The following is a 16,463-nucleotide window of genomic DNA, read 5'->3' on the forward strand; positions in this document are numbered from 1 at the left end:
CGAATTTCCTTCCTGCTAAGAGATCCCGCGTTGTGGCTGCGCTTCACCGCGTCCCGTCACCGTGATCGTGTTGACCGCAACCAATCCAAGGAGTTGGGTTCGTTGGTTGATCGTCACGCTGACGTTGACGGTGTTGCCGCTGACGGAAACCGAGCCGGTGTGGTGCGCGGCGGTGAGGTAGTTGTGCGCGGCGGCGACGGCGCGATCCGGCTGCAGCCTCAAGGTGCCGTCAGCTCGGTAGGCAGCCAGGTCGATCTCCTGCGCGCCGGCCCGAGCTGCTTCCTGCGCCTGCCCCATCGCGCGAACCTTGGCGGCCAGCGCGAGTCCACCATCGAGTACCAGCCCTCCAAACGCGAGCGCCGCGGTCGCCGTTATCACCACGTACGCGCTGACGCGGCCGTGCTGATCGCCAAGCAGGCGCTCTGACAGGTTCATGACCGAGCTCCTCGCCATAGATCGACGACCGAGGAGAAACTGCTGCTGAGGGTGCGACTTCCGGGAACGCCGAGCACTGTTAGGTCCTGGAGGCCGACAACGCACGAGACGGTCACGGTCACCGTGGCGCCAGGCCGAAGATCGCCGGAGTCCACGAGCACCGACAGCGACTGGCAGGTGATGCCCGCGGCGCCGAGTGCTGCCTCGGCGGTGGCAAGGGCCGCAGCGCTCGCTTGCGCCGGAGTCCGGGCCGCGGTCGCCGCGCGAACGGCCTGATGCGCTACGTCGCTGATCCGCACTTGCGTCGTCGCCAGCCGCCCGCAGAGGACCACGAATAACAGCAGGAGAACCATCAACGGTGCGACCAACGCCAGCTCGGCCGCAGCTGAGCCTCGGTCATCGCGCAGTACCTGGATCAACTTCATGGCGACACCGCCGATGAAAACTTCTCGACGGGACCGACGGCTTCGGCACGAACCGCGAGGGTGACGAACGGAATCACGCTGACCGCCTTTCCTCGAACCTGCGCGGATGCTTGATCAGCGCCGCGTTGTGCTCGTACGGATGGCTCGCGAAGCGGTCCCCTGCCGAGCTGTGCGAGCACCTGCTGCCCTGCCGCAGTGCCGGCTCCCGCACTTCCACCGGAAACACGGGCTGCGGAGAGCGCTTGTGCCGCGGCGGCTTGAGCGATGTGCGCCGCGTGCATGTACAGCGCGAACTGCACGATCGACAGGAACAGCAAGAACAGCACCGGCATGACGATCACGAGCTCGGCTGTGCCGCTCCCCTTCTGGTCGCGGCAAACGCGTCGAATGAGCCGAAGCATCGCCATCACTCGATCGGAATGCTCTGTGCCTTCTGGATGATCTTGGCGACGATGAAGGCGACCGCCGCGATCGTCGCGGACACCAGCAACGCGGTGCCGACGACGAACTCGGTCGAGTAGCCGCGGTCGTCACGGCGGATCTTCTCCAGACCGGCCTGGACGTAGACGACGAGAAACTGAACCTCGATGAACATCGACCTCTCCTAACTGCTTTACCTGAGTACGCGGGCCGTTCAGAGCCCTCCGAGCACGTTTGCCACTGCAGGGAAACCGATGAAGATCAGGAAGCCTGCGCAAAGCACCACCACGGGGACGCTCATCCGTTCCGTGGCGGCCTGTGCCGCGCTTTCGGCGAGAGTCAGCTCCCGCGTTCGGAGTGCGGTGGCTTTCGCGGCGAGACTGGCGCGAACGCGAGCGCCCTCGGTACCGGCGAGGCTCACCGAGGCGGCGAGCTCGGTCAGCGGCTGCACGCCCAGCTCCACACCGAGCTGACGCAGGGCGGACCACGGTGTGCTTCGGGTGAGCCTCGAGGTGACGAGGGCGTGGCGAAGCTGGTCGAAAGCCCATCCCTTGCCGACGCTGACCGCGTACTTCAGTGCGCCGTCGACACCAGCCCCGCCTGCCAAGAGGACACGAATCAGGTTGAGGTACGCGGACAAGGCGTGCCGGAACGTCGAGCGGCGCCGTTCAGCCTCTCGGCGGACATTGATATCCGGGAAGAAGAACCCACCGACGCCGGACAGAACGCTGGCCGCGAGCAAGATCTCCCAGCCGAGACCGGCATCAGCAACGACAAGCACGAGTTGTACGAGCGGAGGCAGCAGCATTCCGGCCAAAGCAAGGACTGCCTTCTCCGCAAGGTGGTGGTCGACGCTCTTGCCGATGACCGCGAGGTCATTCCGGAGCGACTTGCTCGGCATGCCAACAGAACCCAGGGTGCCGACGAACGGCCTGCCCACGCTCAAAGCCCAGCCCGCAGAGTTCGCGGTGAGTATCGGAGCCGACGGAGGAGCAGCCTGCAGCTGGTCCACCAGGGCGCGTAGCGACGGTCGTGGAGGGAAGACGTACACCGCGAGCATCCACAGCCCAATGCCCAAGCCGAGTCCCCAGAACGCCATGGTGATCACCGTGTTGCTCCCATGTCCGTGCTCAGGTCAGTGAGGAACCGTTCGGGTTCGCGGAACCGCGCGATCCTCGTCAACCACACGAACGCCGTCACGAACAGCGCTCCGACGAGCAGCAGCACGAACTGGCCGAACACCGAGTCGAACGGACTGAGGTAATCGCGGTTGAAGACCACCAAGCCGGCAGCGAACAAGAGGGTGGTCATCACGATGACGCGCACGCTGGTCCGCGAACGAGCTCGCCCGGCGTCGACCCGCATCCGCATCGTCGCTTGTTCGCGTGCTTCGACGGCGAGCTCGCCGAGCAGGTCCGCGAGTTGTCGCGCCTGATGCTCGGAGGCCAGCACCAGCGCCGAGACGACCAGGTCCGCAATGGGGTCTTGAAGCTGGTCGGCGAGGTCGCGAAGTACGGGCCCGAGGCGCTCGCCGCGTTCCAACCTCACCGCAAGCCCGGTGACCTCGTCGCGGAGCGGTTCCGGGCAGGTCGAGGCGGTGGCGAGGATCGCTTGTTCCAGACCGGCCGCGGCTACGAGCGTGTCGCGCAGCATCTCCGTCCAGCTGGCGATCGCCTCGATGCGTTCGAGCTGACGCTGGTGGCCGACGTTCGATCCCAGTATCCGCGGCAGCCCGAGCACTGCAAGCAGGCTCAGGACGCCGCCCACCACCCAGCCGGTGAACATGCCGACGCCGAGCCCCACAAGCACTGCAAGTGCAGCATGACCAAGGTGCCTCTGGTCGAGCCTCAGGGCGGGTACGTCGCGCCGACGTGGCTTCGTCTCGGTGACGGGTCGTCCACGCCAACCGGCGATGACAAGCAGAACACCGGCAGCCGAACCAGCCGCGAGCAGTCCGAAGAGCAAGGTGGTCATGGCCTCCACCACCCGTCACTCCGGTCGCAGAGGTCGGGGTCGTAGCCCGCTTCGACGAGCAGGTCGACGGTGTCGGTCCGAAGGGGTGCGGCTGGAACAGCGCGCCGGTCCGGGCCAGGGCGCCAGCACTCGTTGCTGATGACCTGTGCGCCCTCGGCCCCGACCACCTCTCTCACCGACGACACGACGCGCTTGCTGGCGTCGTCGCGCGGCTTGTCCAGGTGGACGACGAAGTGCAACGCCGAGGCGACCAGGAGGTTGGTCGCCTCGATCGGCAACCGCTCGGGTCCCTGCACGGCGTACGCGGCGAGCTTGGTGAACGCGCCCTGACTAGAGCTGGAGTGCAAGGTGCCCATCGAGCCGTCGTTGCCCATGGACATCGCGTTGGTCAGCGGGATGACCTCCGGGCCGCGAACCTCTCCGACGATCACCCTGTCCGGGCTCATCCGCAGCGACTGCCAGACGAGATCCGACATCGAGATCCCGCCTTGGCCCTCGATGTTCGGCTCTCGGGCCTGCAACGGCACGACATCCGGATGAAGATCTGCGTCCTCGTCCAGCCCGAGCTCGAAGACGTCCTCGATGGTGACGAGCCGCTCCCAGCACGGAATGGCCGAGGCAAGTCCGCGGAGCATCGTGGTCTTGCCGATCGAGGTGCCGCCGGTGACCAACACGTTGCGCTTGGCTCGCACGACGGCTGCCAGGAAACTCTCCAGAGCCAGATCGATGCTGCCGAGCTCGCGAAGCTGCGCCAGGTTCACCCTGGAGAAGCGGTGGCGACGAATCGACACTGACGGTCGCGTTGTCACGGCCATCACCGCGGACACACGCTCGCCGCCGGGCAGCTGAAAGTTCACGATCGGCGAGCCGCGGTCGAACCTGCGTTCCTCCACACCCGATCGGGCCGCGAGGTCGCGGATCAGCTCGACGAGCTCGGTGTCCGAACCGACGACAGGTGGCAGGCGCCTGCGAGTTCCGTCTGCGCAGCGGATGAACACGCGGTCGCCGTTGATGTTGATGTTCTCGATGTCGTGATCAGCCAGCAGCGGTTCGAGGCCGGCCAAGCCGAAGACCTCGTCGAGGACCTGCTTGATCAGTCGCTGCTCGACGTCCGGAGTGACCAGCATCCCGCCGTCCGCCGTGTTGTGGAGTTCGGCACGAGCGTGTGCTTCCGCGGCGTCGGTGAGGATCGCTTCGGCCAGGCGCTGTCGCTGCTGCATGTTCATCGGCGGTCGTTCAGCGGCCTCATCGCTCCGAATGCGCTGACTGAGCTGTTCTGACAGCGAGCTGCGCAGGTGCTGGCGCAACCGGTCAACAGCAGCTGCCTCTCCAGCCGCCTTGTACGGCAGCTCTCCCGGGCCTGCCAAGGCGCGAGTCATGACCCCGCTCCGTTCTGGCACGGCTGCTCGACCGAAGCGAGCAGGGGCTGCGAGCTTGCCTGCGGCACAGACGCGATCAGACTCCCGCGAAGGCTGAGCGCGAGCTTGGCCGCTGCCCTACCCAGCGCCGACTTGTTCGGCCCGCTCCGGCTTCCTCCTTGGCCGCACAGGGCTTCGGCGCCCTTCACGTCGTGGGGGATGTGCGCCATGACCGGGATGCGCAGCTCATGTGACACGTAGCCGACGCGGTGGCCATGGCCCACCAAGACAAAACAGGGGCGTTGGGACCATCGCTGTGCGGCTTCGAGCTTGAGAGCAACGTGGGCGAGCTCGTCGTCGCGTGGACGTGCAAGGAGCAACATCGCGTCCGCGCTGCGGATGATCGACAACGCCGGAGAGTCCGGGTCAACCCGACCGCAGTCGGCGATCACGGCGGTGTCCGTTCGATCGCCAGCTCGGCGCAAGGGTGACGACGGGCTGGTAGCCAACAAACCCAGTGCCGCACGGGCTTGCTCCGCTTGGACGGGTCCAGGCAGCACCCGCAACCCGTCTGGAAGGAACTGAGCGTGATGCGCCAGCTGGTCCGCGCGGAAGCGGGTTGAAGCAGCCAGCCGAACCAACGTCAGCTCGGAGCTCAACCGGAATCGGGTCATCAGGTCGCCCCCAGCGGGGTCGGCCTCCACTACCACCGGAACCTCCGGCCCCGGCCACCGCGCACCCAGCGCCACCGCAAGAGTGGTGACACCTGGAGAACTCTTCAACGAGCAGACGGCGATGAGCATCAGCGGTTCCCTCCCGCGATCGCGAGCAGGCTCAGCTGGCCTGCTGGTGCCGACGACAACGCGCGACCGTCCGATTCGGACATGCGCAACGAGACGACCGTGGTCTGCTCGTTCGCGCGCCCGCTGACGCCGAGTACCACCGCGGTCCAGGACTTGGGTGCCGATTCCGCCGACGCTCCCTGTCCCGGCGTGAGCAGGACGGCAACGGTCGTGCCCGGCGAGAGCTCAGGTGGGAACTGTCCCGGCTTGAGACCAACGGCCGCGATCGCCTTGCCCTGCTCAGGAACCTGAGGAGCGCCGAGCACCGAACGTGTGACGAGCGAACCTTGGGGCAGACTGAACGCGAGAGGCTGCCCGACGACCGTTGAGGCAGCCGACGCGACGATCACGTCCATCTCCGAGTCCGCCGCCAATGCGACCTGACGAAGATCTTGTGCCGCAAGGACTTGGCCGGCTGCAACTGGACGGGCGAGCGCGAGGACGTTGTCTCTGCCTACCAGCTCAGTCGCGAGAACCGCACCTCCGACACCACAAGCGGGGACCAGCATGAGCCCCAATAGAAGATGCGGAACGCGCCGACGACGGTTGCTCCACCGCGTCGGGGGTTTGCCATCGCGCGCAGTCCATCGCAGTGAGGAGTTGGACGTCGGTTTCGTGTTGATCAGATCGCTGTTCGCGGTCATCATGGCCCCCTTAAGGCATGACTTCATCGCGACACGTCGGTCCAGCTGTTCGACGTGCCTGGATCTAACGGATGTGTTGAGCGATCAGCCGGTGGTGATTCCTTGGCTCTCGGCGACCCGGAACGCGGCTGAAGCATTGGTCGACAAGTTCGGGAACGTTCCGCTCTGCCCAGCGCCGGACCAAGTCACCGTCCACTGCACGGTGGCGGTCACGGGGAAGGCATCTGCTGGGCGCCCTGCCGACGAGGACTTGTACGTGTGCCCGCAGTCGGGCGACGCGCTCTTCGGGGCACCGCCGGCCGGGAACGGGCTGCCCGCGCCGGTGCAGGTGACCGAGCTGCCGTCCCCCATAGACCAGATCACCGAGGTGGGCCTTGCTGTGGCGGTCACGGACACACCGGGCACTGACGCCGTGGCCGAGACGTCGGTCCAGCTGCTGCGATCCAGCCACATCCAGGTGGGCAGGTTGACCAGCTGGTCTCCAGCAGGGTTCGCCATGATCCTCGGCGTTGGCAACCGCAGCTGCCTACGGGCGATCTGCGCTACCTGCTCAGGTGTGAGAGGTGGTGGAGCGTCAGCAGCGGCAGGGACCCAGATCGGACCGCGGGAGTCCGGGTCCTTCCCGTCCGGCGAGCACAGCAGCATGAACCAGCCGCCAGGTTCCTTCGGCGTTTCCTGGCCGGGCCCTGGCCCAGCTGGCACGTACCGACAACCGAAGCGGCCGTCGTCGTTCTGATGCGTGCCCTTGACCGGGCCCTGACCACTGCTCGTCGAACCGTCCGGACGGGTTCCCGCCGAGACCTCGCACAACGGGGAAGGCTCCTGACCACAGGTCGTCACGCCCCACGCGTCATCGGCCACAGCGGCCGGTGACGCCGCGAAGAAGCCCGTTGCCACCAGTGCCACAACAACAGTTGGTCGTCTCATCACTCAACAGCTCCCGACCTCGTGAACCCCGTAGTCGGAGACCTTCCAAGTGCCGTCTGCCTGCTTCTCGACCGCGGCCTTGATGAGTCGCCTGCCTCCGGGCACATCGTCTGCGAGCATGCCGTTGTCCTTGCGGTACTTGAGCCAGTTCGTTGAGTCGCCGCAGTCGGTGATCATGATCTGCTGCGGAAGGTCGGCAGAATCCGCAGCCGACACCTTCGGATCGAGAACAGGCTTTCCCTTGCTGACCAAGCCTTTCTCCCGATCCGACTGCAGACTCCGTTTCAGCTTGTCGAGTGCGGCGCCGACTGCATGCTGCTCAAGTAGCTGCGAACCCGAGTCCGAGGTCGTGCCCGCTACAGCGAAACCGTCCCACATCGCTCGATAAGCGCTGAGCGCGCTGGTGCGGGCTGAGTCGGCCGACTGCACGGCGGAAGTCACTCCAGGTGGTGATTTAGCTGGCGTAGGCGCCTGATCGCACGCACCCACCAGGAGTGCGCTTCCGACAAGCAGCAGCGTCTTCTTCATCGCGGCCTCCAAACCGGGAAGGTGGGCGGTGGTGCCGAGGTGGCCCCGCTTGGGGGCGTAGGGGCCACCTCGACCGGCGTGCCCGGAGTGAAACTGACTTCCGGGCGAAGTTCGTCGGCGAGCGTGAGCTGCACGATCAGTACGAAGAGGGCGACGGCGCGGTGCAGTGCCCGCGGCGCCTCGTAGGCGATGACCGGATCGGTTTCCCTGAGCGGAAGGCACATCACGCAATCTCCTTCAGCCTTGCAACATCGCGTAGACGGCTCCGGCAAGGAGCGCGGGACCGAGCGCAACTGGATCGCGACGACTGATTCGTCTCAGGGCGAGCAAGGTCCTCGTGACAAGTCCTGCAGCTGCTAGGCCTGCGATCAGTCCTAAAGCGACGTACGGCCAGCCACATGCCCCGAGAAAGAGGGCCAATGTCGTGGCGAGCGTGACGTCGCCGAACCCCAACTCGGCGCCAAGGCTCAGGTAGAGGAGCAATCCGGGTACGAACACCACAGCTGCGGCGAGCCCAGCGCGAACCAGCAGCTCTGAGTCGCGCATCGCGACCGCCATGAAGCTGAGCTGGATCAGGCCGCCCGCGAACAATGTGCCGACGATGCGGTGAGGCAGCTTGTGACAGGTCCAGTCGACCAGTGCGAGCACCAGGCCGAGGATCACCAGCCACGCGACCAGCGCGGCAGACCGAGGAGCCACCAACGCTGCATATGTCAGCGCAGAGCCCAGAAATGTGCTGGCTGCAAGGGGAGTCGTCCATCCGGCAGCAACGAGGACGTGCCACGACATCTGCTCGCGCCGCGCGATCGAGAAGCTGGAGAGCACCACCAGCGGCCCCGCGACGACGCCGAGCAACCAGTAGGACAGCAACATGAACATCGCGCCCTCCAGCAAGCGAATGTCCGACAGGCCGGATCCGCGCGGGCGAGCGCGACAGGGCGCTGTAAAGCACCAGGGGGTGGTTGTTGATGGCTGATGGTCGCTGAGACATGTCGATCCCCGATCGCGTTCGAGGCCAGCCCATGGCTGCCTCACCACTGCGGTTTCAGGGATCAGCTCGATAGCGACAAAGCCAACCCAATCGGAATACTCCGATTGACCTAGAGTAAGCAGTGACGCCGGTCACGTCAACTGGATCGTCCCCGCAGGCGCCGGAGCAACCGCCCGACAGCCGGAACCAGGTCCTGGTAGTGGCCGCCGACAAGGCGCGCGAGCCCCGCCACGAGCCGTGCGTCGACACCAACGAAGACACGCGCACGGCGGCGTTCAACTCCACTTAGGATGATCGTCGCCGCCTCTTCGGGATCGGTGCGTGCGACGCGCTTCTCAAAGCCCCGGATCACGGCGTCACGGTTCTCGCTGGGGGCGAAGCTGCCGTTGCGGATGATCGACGTTCGAACTCCTCCGGGAAAGACGCACGTCACCGACACACCGGCGCCTGCGAGCTCCTGGCGCAGCGACTCGCTGAAGCCGCGAACAGCGAACTTCGACGAGTTGTACGCGGTGTACTTCGGAGTCGCCACCAGGCCGTACGCGCTCGAGAACGTCACGATGCGGCCGTCCCCCGAGCCGACAACGGCCGGCAGGTGCGCCTTGACGGTGTACATCAGCCCTCGCCAGTTCACAGCCATGACGCGTTCGACGTCCGCGACATCGGAGTCGAGCAGGCTGCCCCGATGAATGACCCCAGCTGCCGCGAACACAAGGTCAACGCCACCCAGCTCGGAGTTCACCGCGGCCGCGGCAGCCTGCATCCCGTCCCAGTCAGTCACATCGACGACTTGAGCGAGCACTCGTGCCCCGATCGCCTCACAGCGGCGGGTCGCGTCCTCGAGCCCGTCCGCGTCGTGATCAAGCAGCGAAAGCCGAGCTCCACGTCGCGCAAGCTCAACCGCCAGTGCACGTCCGATCCCCGCAGCAGCGCCGGTGATCACCGCGACCTTGCCTTCGAAGCAGCTCAAGATCCAGCACCTTCCCCGCGGCCGGCAACTCAGTCGACCTTCCCACGATCGGTCAAGGTCAGCGTCACGAGCGCCGCGGTGGTGCGCTGATCCAACGCCAAGAGCGCCGCGGAGACGGCCACCTTCATCCAGCTCCCGTCCTCCGCGCGAAGCCGTAGAACGCCGTCTGTCCGGCCGCTCGACGCCAACTCCTTCGACATGCCGACGGCGCTGCGCAGATCCTCGCGGTGAATGGCGGGACGGTGTGGTGCGCCGAGCGTCCACGCGACTCCGGGCATGGGGTTGTCGAGCCACTTCAGCAGCCTCATCGTGCGCAGGTCGACGATTGCCCGCCAGCGTCCAGGCGTGGCCTCGGCAGCGAGGACCTGTTGCGCGAGCAGGACCGGCGTGGGCGGCGGCGCTGCAGGGACGCTCTCGGCAGGTCCGATGTCATGGGTGATTCCACGAACGATCAGCTCAACCCTGCCGCTGGGAGTCTTCACCTCAACGCAGCGGCACGCGAAGTGCACCGCACGCCGCTCGCCGTCGTCCCGGTTCACGGTCCACGTGGCCAGGTGTTCCGCGCCCTCCTTTGCGTTGACGATGAGCGCCAGCGCCTTCGCCTCGTCCGCGTTCGTCGTCAGCCGCTGGTAGGCGAAGAGCTCGGCGAGGTCGTGCTCGTTCCGCCACTTGTCCGCTCTCGTCCCGTAGAGCCGGAGCAGGTCGTCAGATCTGCTGCTGACGTGCCGGGTGAGGTTGATGTGCCACGCGCCCGCGGGGTCCCGCGGCGGCGGGTCCTCGCCCAGCGGCCCCACCCACAGGTAGACGCCGTGGACCAAACCGCCGTACGCGAGCAACGGATGACCGATCACGCGGCGCCTGCCGGTGGTCGTTCGAGCTTCAACCGACTGCCGACTTTCAATCACGCGTGCAGTCACGGCCAGTGCGTCGGCGAGGAACGGCCCTCGTCCGAGAACCGAACGCAGTGGAACCATGTTCTTCGGATTGCTTCCGACAGCCAGCACCGTCGGTTCGCTCCGACTGCCGCCGAAGGTCTCGACCAACAACCAGTCAGCCGCCATCGCTCCGTCCCCCCGGTCGAAGATTGGCCTGCTCAGGCAAGCTAACTCCACCAAGGGCGTCCCGCTTGGAGCTTCTCCAAGACGCTGATGACGACGTCCTGAAATCATTCAATCGAGTGAATTCTTTAGTCGGCTTTCCGGTACATCACAAAGTCGAAGCCGCGTGTGCGATGAGTTCCATCGACTCGCCGTCGCTGAGCGCCAGGTTCTGCAACGCCGTGAACCGGTGCGACACCAGCTCGATCTTGGAAGGCTCCTCCACGTACTCGCACCGCAGGAACGTCTCAAGGTAGACGACGTCGTCGTGCTGGCGGTGCGGGAAGCTCAACCACGTGAAAGGGCAGCCCATCGCCGGGTACGCCTCCGGAACGACCCGAAGGCTCACGTTCGGCTGTTCGCCCACCTCCATGAGACGAAGCAACTGCGCCTTCATGAGCCGCGGCCCACCCACGATCCGCCGCAGCAGCGCTTCGGGGACCACCGCCTCGACCGCCAACGGATCGTTGCCTTCCTGCCGCGATGCCCATGACTCCCGCACACGAGCCATCATCGAGGCCTTCACCGGGTCGTCCCCGTGGGTCGCTGCATTTGTGTAGCCGACGAGCTGGAAAACGGTGGGCACCATGTCCGTGGTGAACGTTCGTAGTAGGGTTGCTTCACCTACGAGATGGGGGAAGTCCGCCGCCGGGTCGAAGACTTCCGGCTCCGGTCGCGTGATCGTCCTGAGTTCGGCCGCGTGTTGAGACTGGGACATCACGGACTGCCACTCGGATATGGGCACCTTGTAGACGTATCCCAACGCCATGATGTCGAACGGTGCAGCAGGCTGCATTGCGTTCTCCATCATGGACAACTTGGCGCTGCTGAATCCCACACGCTCGCCGGCCTCGGTGAGACTGAGGTCAAGCGTGTTGCGCCAGAGCGCCAGCTTCCGCCCGACGGCTCGTTCAAGCGCTGTGGCCCTGAAGTTCTTAGGCATGAGGAGCTTGCGATCTCACGACTCGTCTACCGCAGAAACGGCGGAGACGTACAGCCCGGCCTTGAGAGCGTCCTCTCTCAGCTGCATCAGCCGCACCTGGTCCAGGAGGAAGACCCCAAGGGTCGTCAGGACCACGAAGAGAGCGCACGCGACCCAGTTCCGTGATGCGGCTGCCCAAAGAAACCCGGTAGTTCCACCTACCACGAGCACGGCGAGGATCACGAGTGCCGACGAAGAAGGTAGGTACCTCGGCCCGAAGCCAGTCCGACGGTCGACCTCGTTCTGGACCGCTCGCCACAGGCCCCGATCTTGACGGCGTCCCTTCTCGATCGCGTCGCTCAGCTGCGTCGCCACCGCCTTCACGGCGGCGGCGTCCAACACGCGTGTTCCAACCTCAGTCATCACTCGGTTCACTTTCGTACTCGGATTGCTGCGAAGTGCGTGTTCCGGGGGGCGTCCCGACGGGCTTCGTCACCTATGACGGTGGAAAGGGCTCGCCCGAATCCCGTTGCTCCACACCGTCTGAGCCGCCGGCCTCCTGGAGGCGGACGCACCGGCGGATGATCAGATCCCTCGATTCGTCCTCGTCCAAGCTGATCTCGTCGAGCGCCCGGATGACATCCGCGTAGCCTCCAACGGCCTCCTTCGTCTCGACGAAGAGGCTGGAGTTCTCAGTCTCCGTCCACACCAACGACTGGTACTTCGGGAACTTCAGCTGAGTGAAGGGCCCCGCCATGCCCGCATGGGCACCAGCTGCGGCGGGCAGGACCAAGATCCTGATCTTCTCCCGGTTCGCTGTGAGGATGAGGTGCTGCAGCTGGCCGATGTGCTCTTCTGGTTCACCGATTTGAAGATCGAGCGCGAGTTCGTGAATGTAGAAGGTGCAGTCCAGACCGTTGGTGAGCAGCTTCTGCATCTCCTGCAGCACACCCAGCCGCTCGTCCAACTCGTCGACCGGCACGGTGGCGGACGCGGTCAACACAGCATGTTCGTACTCAGCTGTCCGGAGAAGAACCGGCACCGCGTGCGTGTGCCAGCTGATCAAGGTTTCGGCCGCGGCGAGGTTGGTGAGAGCGGTACGCGGTCGTACCGGTGCGCACCTGCCGTGCGGCTGCCACCATCCCGACAAGTCCCTTTCCGGAAAGAGTTCGAGCAGATGATCACGTTCATCGGCCTTGGCGCGGCAGACGCCCAGCAGCAGCGCGACTTCGAGCCGGCTGACACCGCCCTTACCGGTCACCACGTCCGAGACTTTGGCCTCGTCCCAGCTCACGAGGTCGGCGACCTCTCGGGCGTTCAGCCCAGAATTCTTGATAACAGCTCGCATGCCCTCACCGAATTCGCGGCCGCGTGTGGTGGAGGATCTCTTCGGCATGTCCGAGTTCCTTGATTTGATAGGAAGGTTGAAGAGGAGATCGGGTGTCAGTCCACCGAGGACTCATGCAGCCTGTGCCGCCTCGGGCTCCAGCACGTGCGGTCCCGTGTTGTTGCCGTAGCTGCCCTGACAGCAAGGTGAACCTTGATCAGCATTCGGCACGGTGCGGGGACCCTGCGCCAGAAGGGGCCGCTGCGACACTTTCTGCAGCAGCCGTTCTCGTCAGGGAGATGCTCGTCGACAAGCGCATGCACCGCTGCGACCAAGCCAGGGACTTCCCGCCGCATCATCGACAAGGCGGATGCGGCGTCGCCATCGGCAGCGACTTGCGACACGAGATCAAGGTGATCGTCGAGACGTTGCCGCAGCTCGGTAAACAAGACCAGGTTGCTCACGGCCCGCTCCTTCCCTCGGTTAGCTGGCCCGGAGGGCTGGTTCCGTTGTCGCCTCCGGCCGATCAGCTACGACGCGGCCCGAGCACTTGGACAGGGCCAGTCCTACTGCGGCGCGGAACGCGAGAAGCCCTTGTTCCGCGGCGTTGACTTCCTTGCAGTCCAGCGCCGAGGTGACGACCACGGCAGCTCTGGCCAGGACCGTGGCTTGTGACAGCGTCAGTTTCACGACAACGGCAACCGTCACGTCCACCACCCGCCCTCGTGCGTTCGCATGCACATCGGGGTGTGTTCATTCACCGCCAGATGCTTTTTCAAGGAAAGTGGGATCAGACGTACTTCGAACAGAGCATCAAGTGCGCGAAACCGTCGCAGAGCGTGTGCGTTTTGTGGGCATATCACTCTTGACCAGCAAGAACACGCATCGACTACCGTAAGGTGGAGATGACCGGGGAGGTACGTCGATGAGCCCCAAACGCGACATGTTCATCGAAGCGTGCAAGCGCACTGGCTACACGATCGACTCGTTGGCTGCGGCGCTTGGTGTCGACCGTTCAACCGTCTCGCGTTGGCGCAGGGGACAAACACCTCAAGCAGCGCAGCGGCTGAAGCTCGCAGAAGCGCTCGGACTCTCCCTCCCCGAACTCGACGAGCTGCTCGAACAGACGACGTCGTCCACGTCCACTGCCCTCGCGATCATCTGGCCGGAGCGATCCGCGGTCCAGGATGATCTCTTCGGACGGCTGGACCGAACCCGCCTGCTCGTCGACCAGACGCTTTCGAAGGGACTCGGTTCGGTGGAACGACTGGAGCTGATCGAGGAACGGGTCGGCGACCGGATCGACAGCTACACCCACACGCCGCCCGCTCAGGTCCTCACTGAGCTCATGCCAGATCTACTTGAAGTGCAGCAGCTCGCAGAGGAACGGCAGCCCGCAAGGGTGCAAGAACGACTGTCCACAGCGACAGCAGTCCTCGGACTGCTGAGCGCGGACGCTCTGATGAAACTCGGCGAGATCGACCGAGCACGCTACTGGTACGGCACTGCTCGTCTTGCGGCTGACGACACCACCAACGGCCGCTTGCGGGCGCAGGTCCGAGCACAAGAGGCCATGCTCCCGTACTACTACGGACGACTGCAGCGCACCGTTTCCCTGGCCCAGGAGGCACAAGCGCTGGCCGCCGACGAGGTTTGCGGTGCCAACGCGCTTGCAGCAGCAGCGGAAGGCCGCGCCCTCGCACGGCTCGGTGACGCCGAAGGTGCCGAGCGGGCCATGGCCACCGCACAGCGCCTCGTCGACCGGTTGGATGAACCGTCGACCGACGCCGCGTTCGAGTTCAACGACAAGCGGCTGTTGTTGTACCTGTCCGGCACGCTCACCTACCTGGGTGAGTTCGACCGTGCTCGTCACGTCCAGCAAGAGGCGCTCGAGCGTTACCGCAGCGATCCGACGCTCGTCATCGACCCAGCCTTGATCAGGCTCGACCAGGCGGTCGGCGAGGCCGTTGACGGCGATATCGACGACGCATGCACCCTCGCCGTCGACACCCTGCTCAACCTGCCTGCAGACCACCGCACACGCATCGTCCTCAAGCGAGCGACTGATGTCGTGCAGGCGATCCCCACGCAGCGGTGGGAACGTCCCGCGGTCAGCGAACTCCGTGAACTCGTGGCACCGAAGAAGAGCGGAACCTGATGGCGGTGGCCGGCCACGAGCTGCCGCAAATCACCGAGTCCACGTTCAGTCCGAACCGCACCCAGTTTGTCGCGATCGAGGCATGCCTCCGGGCTGGACTCGATCCTGCCGGCATGATGCTGCTCAGACACCAGACGAATGCGGTTTACCAGCTGACCACGGCGCCGGTAGTCGTCAAGGTCGTACGTCCCGGCATCAGGCACACCGAAGACGTCGTCAAGCTGGTGCGGTGGCTGGCTGGGCAGCACGTGCCCACCGTTCCCCTGCTCGACGTCGAGCAGCCGATGCACCTGGCCGGCTGCGCGGTCACCCTGTGGCGTTACCTCCCACAGGACCAAGCGGTCACCGCAGAAGACATCGCACGGCCACTCTTGTCCTTGCACAGCCTCGAAACGGTGCCTCTAGAGCTGCCGCAGCTGGACGCGCTCGGAATGATCCGCCACTCGATCGACGCCAGCACCATCGTCTCCGACGACGAACGGGCTGTGCTGGAGGAGTTCCTCAACGGCGTAGGTGCTCGCCTGCAGTTCGTCGAGACAAGCCGACCTCGACTCATCCACGGCGACCCTCAGCACCGCAACACGTTGTGGGACAACGACGTTCATGGAGCAGTCCTGTGCGACTGGGAAAGCGCCGTCTTCGGCCCAGTGGAGTGGGACCTCGTGACCATCGAGGTTCACTGCCGAAGGTTCGGGTTCCCGTCGGAGGAGTACGACGGGTTCTGCGAGCGTTATGGGCGGGATGTCCGCGAATGGTCGGGTTACGAGGTCTTCAGGGACCTGCGCGAGCTGAGGATGATCACCACGAACGCGCGAAAGTCTGCACCAGGAACGCCGCAAGCCGCAGAGGTACATCGGCGGATCGCTCAGCTGGGAGGAGACGCGAACTCCAGGTGGTTCATCCTCTGAGCGCCAGGTCGAACCAGCTTCAGTCGACCAGCCTAAGTGGTGTGGTGCTCAGTACACCCATGAGAAGGTCATCAAGCAGAGTGGGGAGCTGTGCGGGCAGCAGTTTGTCCGTGCACTCGCGGAGTTCAGCAGCTGACCACCAACGCCGTTCGATCAGCCCGGCCTTCTCGTTCTCAGTGGGCTTGAGTGCGACCTTTGGTGCCGTGTCCGTGGCACGAGCCAGGAAGACGTGATCGATGCGGTGATGGTCGCGCCCCTTGTAGTGGAACCGGGATTCCCGGATCCACAGCTTGCGGCCCAGCGCTGGAAGAACGATTCCGGTCTCCTCCGCTACTTCGCGGCGAGCGGCGTCGACCGGCTCCTCGCCCTCGTCCAAGCCGCCGCCGGGCAGCTCCCACCAGTCGTGGCCGCGGTCGTGCGGGTCGCAGGCGTGGATGAGCAGCACGCGGTCGTGGGTGTCGAGCAGCAGCACTCGGGCGCCGATGCGTGGGGTGAGGGTGGTGGACATCCGGCGGGCGTTCCTCGCGGTTGGCTGAT

At 65.3% G+C, this 16,463-nt stretch carries 22 protein-coding genes; 2 read left to right on the forward strand and 20 right to left on the reverse strand.

What is annotated here, in order from left to right; all coding sequences use genetic code 11:
• Positions 1 to 15: 15 nt before the first annotated feature.
• The 19 genes from ACFOWZ_RS41620 to ACFOWZ_RS41710 form a co-directional block, all read right to left on the reverse strand.
• Positions 16 to 435, reverse strand: a complete 420-nt coding sequence (locus ACFOWZ_RS41620; RefSeq protein ID WP_382379503.1) for a hypothetical protein — start codon at positions 433 to 435, stop codon at positions 16 to 18.
• On the reverse strand, positions 432 to 860 hold the full coding sequence (locus ACFOWZ_RS41625) for a TadE/TadG family type IV pilus assembly protein (protein ID WP_382379504.1): 429 nt from the start codon (positions 858 to 860) through the stop codon (positions 432 to 434). The genes ACFOWZ_RS41620 and ACFOWZ_RS41625 overlap by 4 nt, the downstream gene beginning before the upstream one ends.
• Complete coding sequence (locus ACFOWZ_RS41630) at positions 857 to 1,267, reverse strand: TadE/TadG family type IV pilus assembly protein (RefSeq protein WP_382379505.1); 411 nt, start codon at positions 1,265 to 1,267, stop codon at positions 857 to 859. The genes ACFOWZ_RS41625 and ACFOWZ_RS41630 overlap by 4 nt, the downstream gene beginning before the upstream one ends.
• Positions 1,267 to 1,455, reverse strand: coding sequence for a hypothetical protein (locus ACFOWZ_RS41635; RefSeq protein WP_285748724.1), 189 nt, complete (start codon positions 1,453 to 1,455; stop codon positions 1,267 to 1,269). Before ACFOWZ_RS41635 ends, ACFOWZ_RS41630 begins: the two co-directional genes overlap by 1 nt.
• 39 nt (positions 1,456 to 1,494) lie before the next feature.
• Entirely contained in the window at positions 1,495 to 2,379 is an 885-nt protein-coding gene (locus tag ACFOWZ_RS41640) for a type II secretion system F family protein (protein ID WP_382379535.1), read from the reverse strand.
• 5 nt (positions 2,380 to 2,384) lie between these two features.
• Positions 2,385 to 3,266: a type II secretion system F family protein gene (locus ACFOWZ_RS41645; RefSeq protein ID WP_382379506.1), complete on the reverse strand. Its 882-nt coding sequence runs from the start codon at positions 3,264 to 3,266 to the stop codon at positions 2,385 to 2,387.
• On the reverse strand, positions 3,251 to 4,633 hold the full coding sequence (locus ACFOWZ_RS41650) for a CpaF family protein (protein WP_382379507.1): 1,383 nt from the start codon (positions 4,631 to 4,633) through the stop codon (positions 3,251 to 3,253). The genes ACFOWZ_RS41645 and ACFOWZ_RS41650 overlap by 16 nt, the downstream gene beginning before the upstream one ends.
• Complete coding sequence (locus ACFOWZ_RS41655; protein ID WP_382379508.1) at positions 4,630 to 5,415, reverse strand: chromosome partitioning protein; 786 nt, start codon at positions 5,413 to 5,415, stop codon at positions 4,630 to 4,632. The genes ACFOWZ_RS41650 and ACFOWZ_RS41655 overlap by 4 nt, the downstream gene beginning before the upstream one ends.
• Complete coding sequence (locus tag ACFOWZ_RS41660) at positions 5,415 to 6,125, reverse strand: SAF domain-containing protein (RefSeq protein WP_382379509.1); 711 nt, start codon at positions 6,123 to 6,125, stop codon at positions 5,415 to 5,417. The genes ACFOWZ_RS41655 and ACFOWZ_RS41660 overlap by 1 nt, the downstream gene beginning before the upstream one ends.
• 57 nt (positions 6,126 to 6,182) lie before the next feature.
• On the reverse strand, positions 6,183 to 7,025 hold the full coding sequence (locus ACFOWZ_RS41665; protein ID WP_382379510.1) for a hypothetical protein: 843 nt from the start codon (positions 7,023 to 7,025) through the stop codon (positions 6,183 to 6,185).
• A gap of 3 nt (positions 7,026 to 7,028) precedes the next feature.
• Positions 7,029 to 7,553: a hypothetical protein gene (locus ACFOWZ_RS41670; protein ID WP_382379511.1), complete on the reverse strand. Its 525-nt coding sequence runs from the start codon at positions 7,551 to 7,553 to the stop codon at positions 7,029 to 7,031.
• Positions 7,554 to 7,790: 237 nt separating this feature from the next.
• Positions 7,791 to 8,432, reverse strand: a complete 642-nt coding sequence (locus ACFOWZ_RS41675) for a hypothetical protein (RefSeq protein WP_382379512.1) — start codon at positions 8,430 to 8,432, stop codon at positions 7,791 to 7,793.
• A 248-nt stretch (positions 8,433 to 8,680) separates the two neighbouring features.
• A complete protein-coding gene (locus ACFOWZ_RS41680) occupies positions 8,681 to 9,487 on the reverse strand; it encodes an SDR family NAD(P)-dependent oxidoreductase (protein WP_382379513.1) in 807 nt (268 codons plus the stop codon).
• Positions 9,488 to 9,543: 56 nt separating this feature from the next.
• Positions 9,544 to 10,683, reverse strand: coding sequence for a GAF domain-containing protein (locus ACFOWZ_RS41685; RefSeq protein WP_382379514.1), 1,140 nt, complete (start codon positions 10,681 to 10,683; stop codon positions 9,544 to 9,546).
• Positions 10,684 to 10,720: 37 nt separating this feature from the next.
• Positions 10,721 to 11,554: a helix-turn-helix domain-containing protein gene (locus tag ACFOWZ_RS41690; RefSeq protein ID WP_382379515.1), complete on the reverse strand. Its 834-nt coding sequence runs from the start codon at positions 11,552 to 11,554 to the stop codon at positions 10,721 to 10,723.
• A gap of 15 nt (positions 11,555 to 11,569) precedes the next feature.
• Complete coding sequence (locus ACFOWZ_RS41695; protein ID WP_382379516.1) at positions 11,570 to 11,956, reverse strand: hypothetical protein; 387 nt, start codon at positions 11,954 to 11,956, stop codon at positions 11,570 to 11,572.
• 73 nt (positions 11,957 to 12,029) lie between these two features.
• Positions 12,030 to 12,929, reverse strand: a complete 900-nt coding sequence (locus tag ACFOWZ_RS41700; RefSeq protein ID WP_382379517.1) for a helix-turn-helix domain-containing protein — start codon at positions 12,927 to 12,929, stop codon at positions 12,030 to 12,032.
• Positions 12,930 to 12,976: 47 nt separating this feature from the next.
• Positions 12,977 to 13,324: a hypothetical protein gene (locus ACFOWZ_RS41705; protein ID WP_382379518.1), complete on the reverse strand. Its 348-nt coding sequence runs from the start codon at positions 13,322 to 13,324 to the stop codon at positions 12,977 to 12,979.
• 19 nt (positions 13,325 to 13,343) lie between these two features.
• Positions 13,344 to 13,568: a hypothetical protein gene (locus tag ACFOWZ_RS41710; RefSeq protein WP_382379519.1), complete on the reverse strand. Its 225-nt coding sequence runs from the start codon at positions 13,566 to 13,568 to the stop codon at positions 13,344 to 13,346.
• Positions 13,569 to 13,785: 217 nt separating this feature from the next.
• On the opposite strand from ACFOWZ_RS41710, the gene ACFOWZ_RS41715 reads away from it, so the two are divergent.
• Entirely contained in the window at positions 13,786 to 15,018 is a 1,233-nt protein-coding gene (locus ACFOWZ_RS41715) for a helix-turn-helix domain-containing protein (RefSeq protein WP_382379520.1), read from the forward strand.
• The gene (locus tag ACFOWZ_RS41720) at positions 15,018 to 15,926 is read left to right on the forward strand and encodes a phosphotransferase enzyme family protein (RefSeq protein ID WP_382379521.1); all 909 of its coding nucleotides are present in this window, start codon (positions 15,018 to 15,020) and stop codon (positions 15,924 to 15,926) included. Before ACFOWZ_RS41715 ends, ACFOWZ_RS41720 begins: the two co-directional genes overlap by 1 nt.
• Before the next feature lie 19 nt (positions 15,927 to 15,945).
• On the opposite strand, the gene ACFOWZ_RS41725 is transcribed toward ACFOWZ_RS41720, so the two are convergent.
• Entirely contained in the window at positions 15,946 to 16,434 is a 489-nt protein-coding gene (locus tag ACFOWZ_RS41725) for an NUDIX hydrolase (protein WP_382379522.1), read from the reverse strand.
• Positions 16,435 to 16,463: the final 29 nt, after the last annotated feature.

Origin of the sequence: Lentzea rhizosphaerae, from assembly GCF_042649515.1 — a bacterium.
Classification (GTDB): Bacteria; Actinomycetota; Actinomycetes; order Mycobacteriales; family Pseudonocardiaceae; genus Lentzea; species Lentzea aerocolonigenes.

Excerpts from the sequence above, each read along its gene's own strand:
- ACFOWZ_RS41715 (WP_382379520.1), top strand. The coding sequence starts at position 13,786 with ATGAGCCCCAAACGCGACATGTTCATCGAAGCGTGCAAGCGCACTGGC.
- ACFOWZ_RS41655 (WP_382379508.1), bottom strand. The coding sequence starts at position 5,415 with ATGCTCATCGCCGTCTGCTCGTTGAAGAGTTCTCCAGGTGTCACCACT.
- ACFOWZ_RS41685 (WP_382379514.1), bottom strand. The coding sequence starts at position 10,683 with ATGATTTCAGGACGTCGTCATCAGCGTCTTGGAGAAGCTCCAAGCGGG.
- ACFOWZ_RS41665 (WP_382379510.1), bottom strand. The coding sequence starts at position 7,025 with ATGAGACGACCAACTGTTGTTGTGGCACTGGTGGCAACGGGCTTCTTC.
- ACFOWZ_RS41700 (WP_382379517.1), bottom strand. The coding sequence starts at position 12,929 with ATGCCGAAGAGATCCTCCACCACACGCGGCCGCGAATTCGGTGAGGGC.
- ACFOWZ_RS41690 (WP_382379515.1), bottom strand. The coding sequence starts at position 11,554 with ATGCCTAAGAACTTCAGGGCCACAGCGCTTGAACGAGCCGTCGGGCGG.
- ACFOWZ_RS41670 (WP_382379511.1), bottom strand. The coding sequence starts at position 7,553 with ATGAAGAAGACGCTGCTGCTTGTCGGAAGCGCACTCCTGGTGGGTGCG.
- ACFOWZ_RS41630 (WP_382379505.1), bottom strand. The coding sequence starts at position 1,267 with ATGGCGATGCTTCGGCTCATTCGACGCGTTTGCCGCGACCAGAAGGGG.
- ACFOWZ_RS41625 (WP_382379504.1), bottom strand. The coding sequence starts at position 860 with ATGAAGTTGATCCAGGTACTGCGCGATGACCGAGGCTCAGCTGCGGCC.
- ACFOWZ_RS41660 (WP_382379509.1), bottom strand. The coding sequence starts at position 6,125 with ATGAAGTCATGCCTTAAGGGGGCCATGATGACCGCGAACAGCGATCTG.
- ACFOWZ_RS41720 (WP_382379521.1), top strand. The coding sequence starts at position 15,018 with ATGGCGGTGGCCGGCCACGAGCTGCCGCAAATCACCGAGTCCACGTTC.
- ACFOWZ_RS41640 (WP_382379535.1), bottom strand. The coding sequence starts at position 2,379 with ATGGCGTTCTGGGGACTCGGCTTGGGCATTGGGCTGTGGATGCTCGCG.
- ACFOWZ_RS41675 (WP_382379512.1), bottom strand. The coding sequence starts at position 8,432 with ATGTTCATGTTGCTGTCCTACTGGTTGCTCGGCGTCGTCGCGGGGCCG.
- ACFOWZ_RS41650 (WP_382379507.1), bottom strand. The coding sequence starts at position 4,633 with ATGACTCGCGCCTTGGCAGGCCCGGGAGAGCTGCCGTACAAGGCGGCT.
- ACFOWZ_RS41725 (WP_382379522.1), bottom strand. The coding sequence starts at position 16,434 with ATGTCCACCACCCTCACCCCACGCATCGGCGCCCGAGTGCTGCTGCTC.
- ACFOWZ_RS41635 (WP_285748724.1), bottom strand. The coding sequence starts at position 1,455 with ATGTTCATCGAGGTTCAGTTTCTCGTCGTCTACGTCCAGGCCGGTCTG.
- ACFOWZ_RS41695 (WP_382379516.1), bottom strand. The coding sequence starts at position 11,956 with ATGACTGAGGTTGGAACACGCGTGTTGGACGCCGCCGCCGTGAAGGCG.
- ACFOWZ_RS41620 (WP_382379503.1), bottom strand. The coding sequence starts at position 435 with ATGAACCTGTCAGAGCGCCTGCTTGGCGATCAGCACGGCCGCGTCAGC.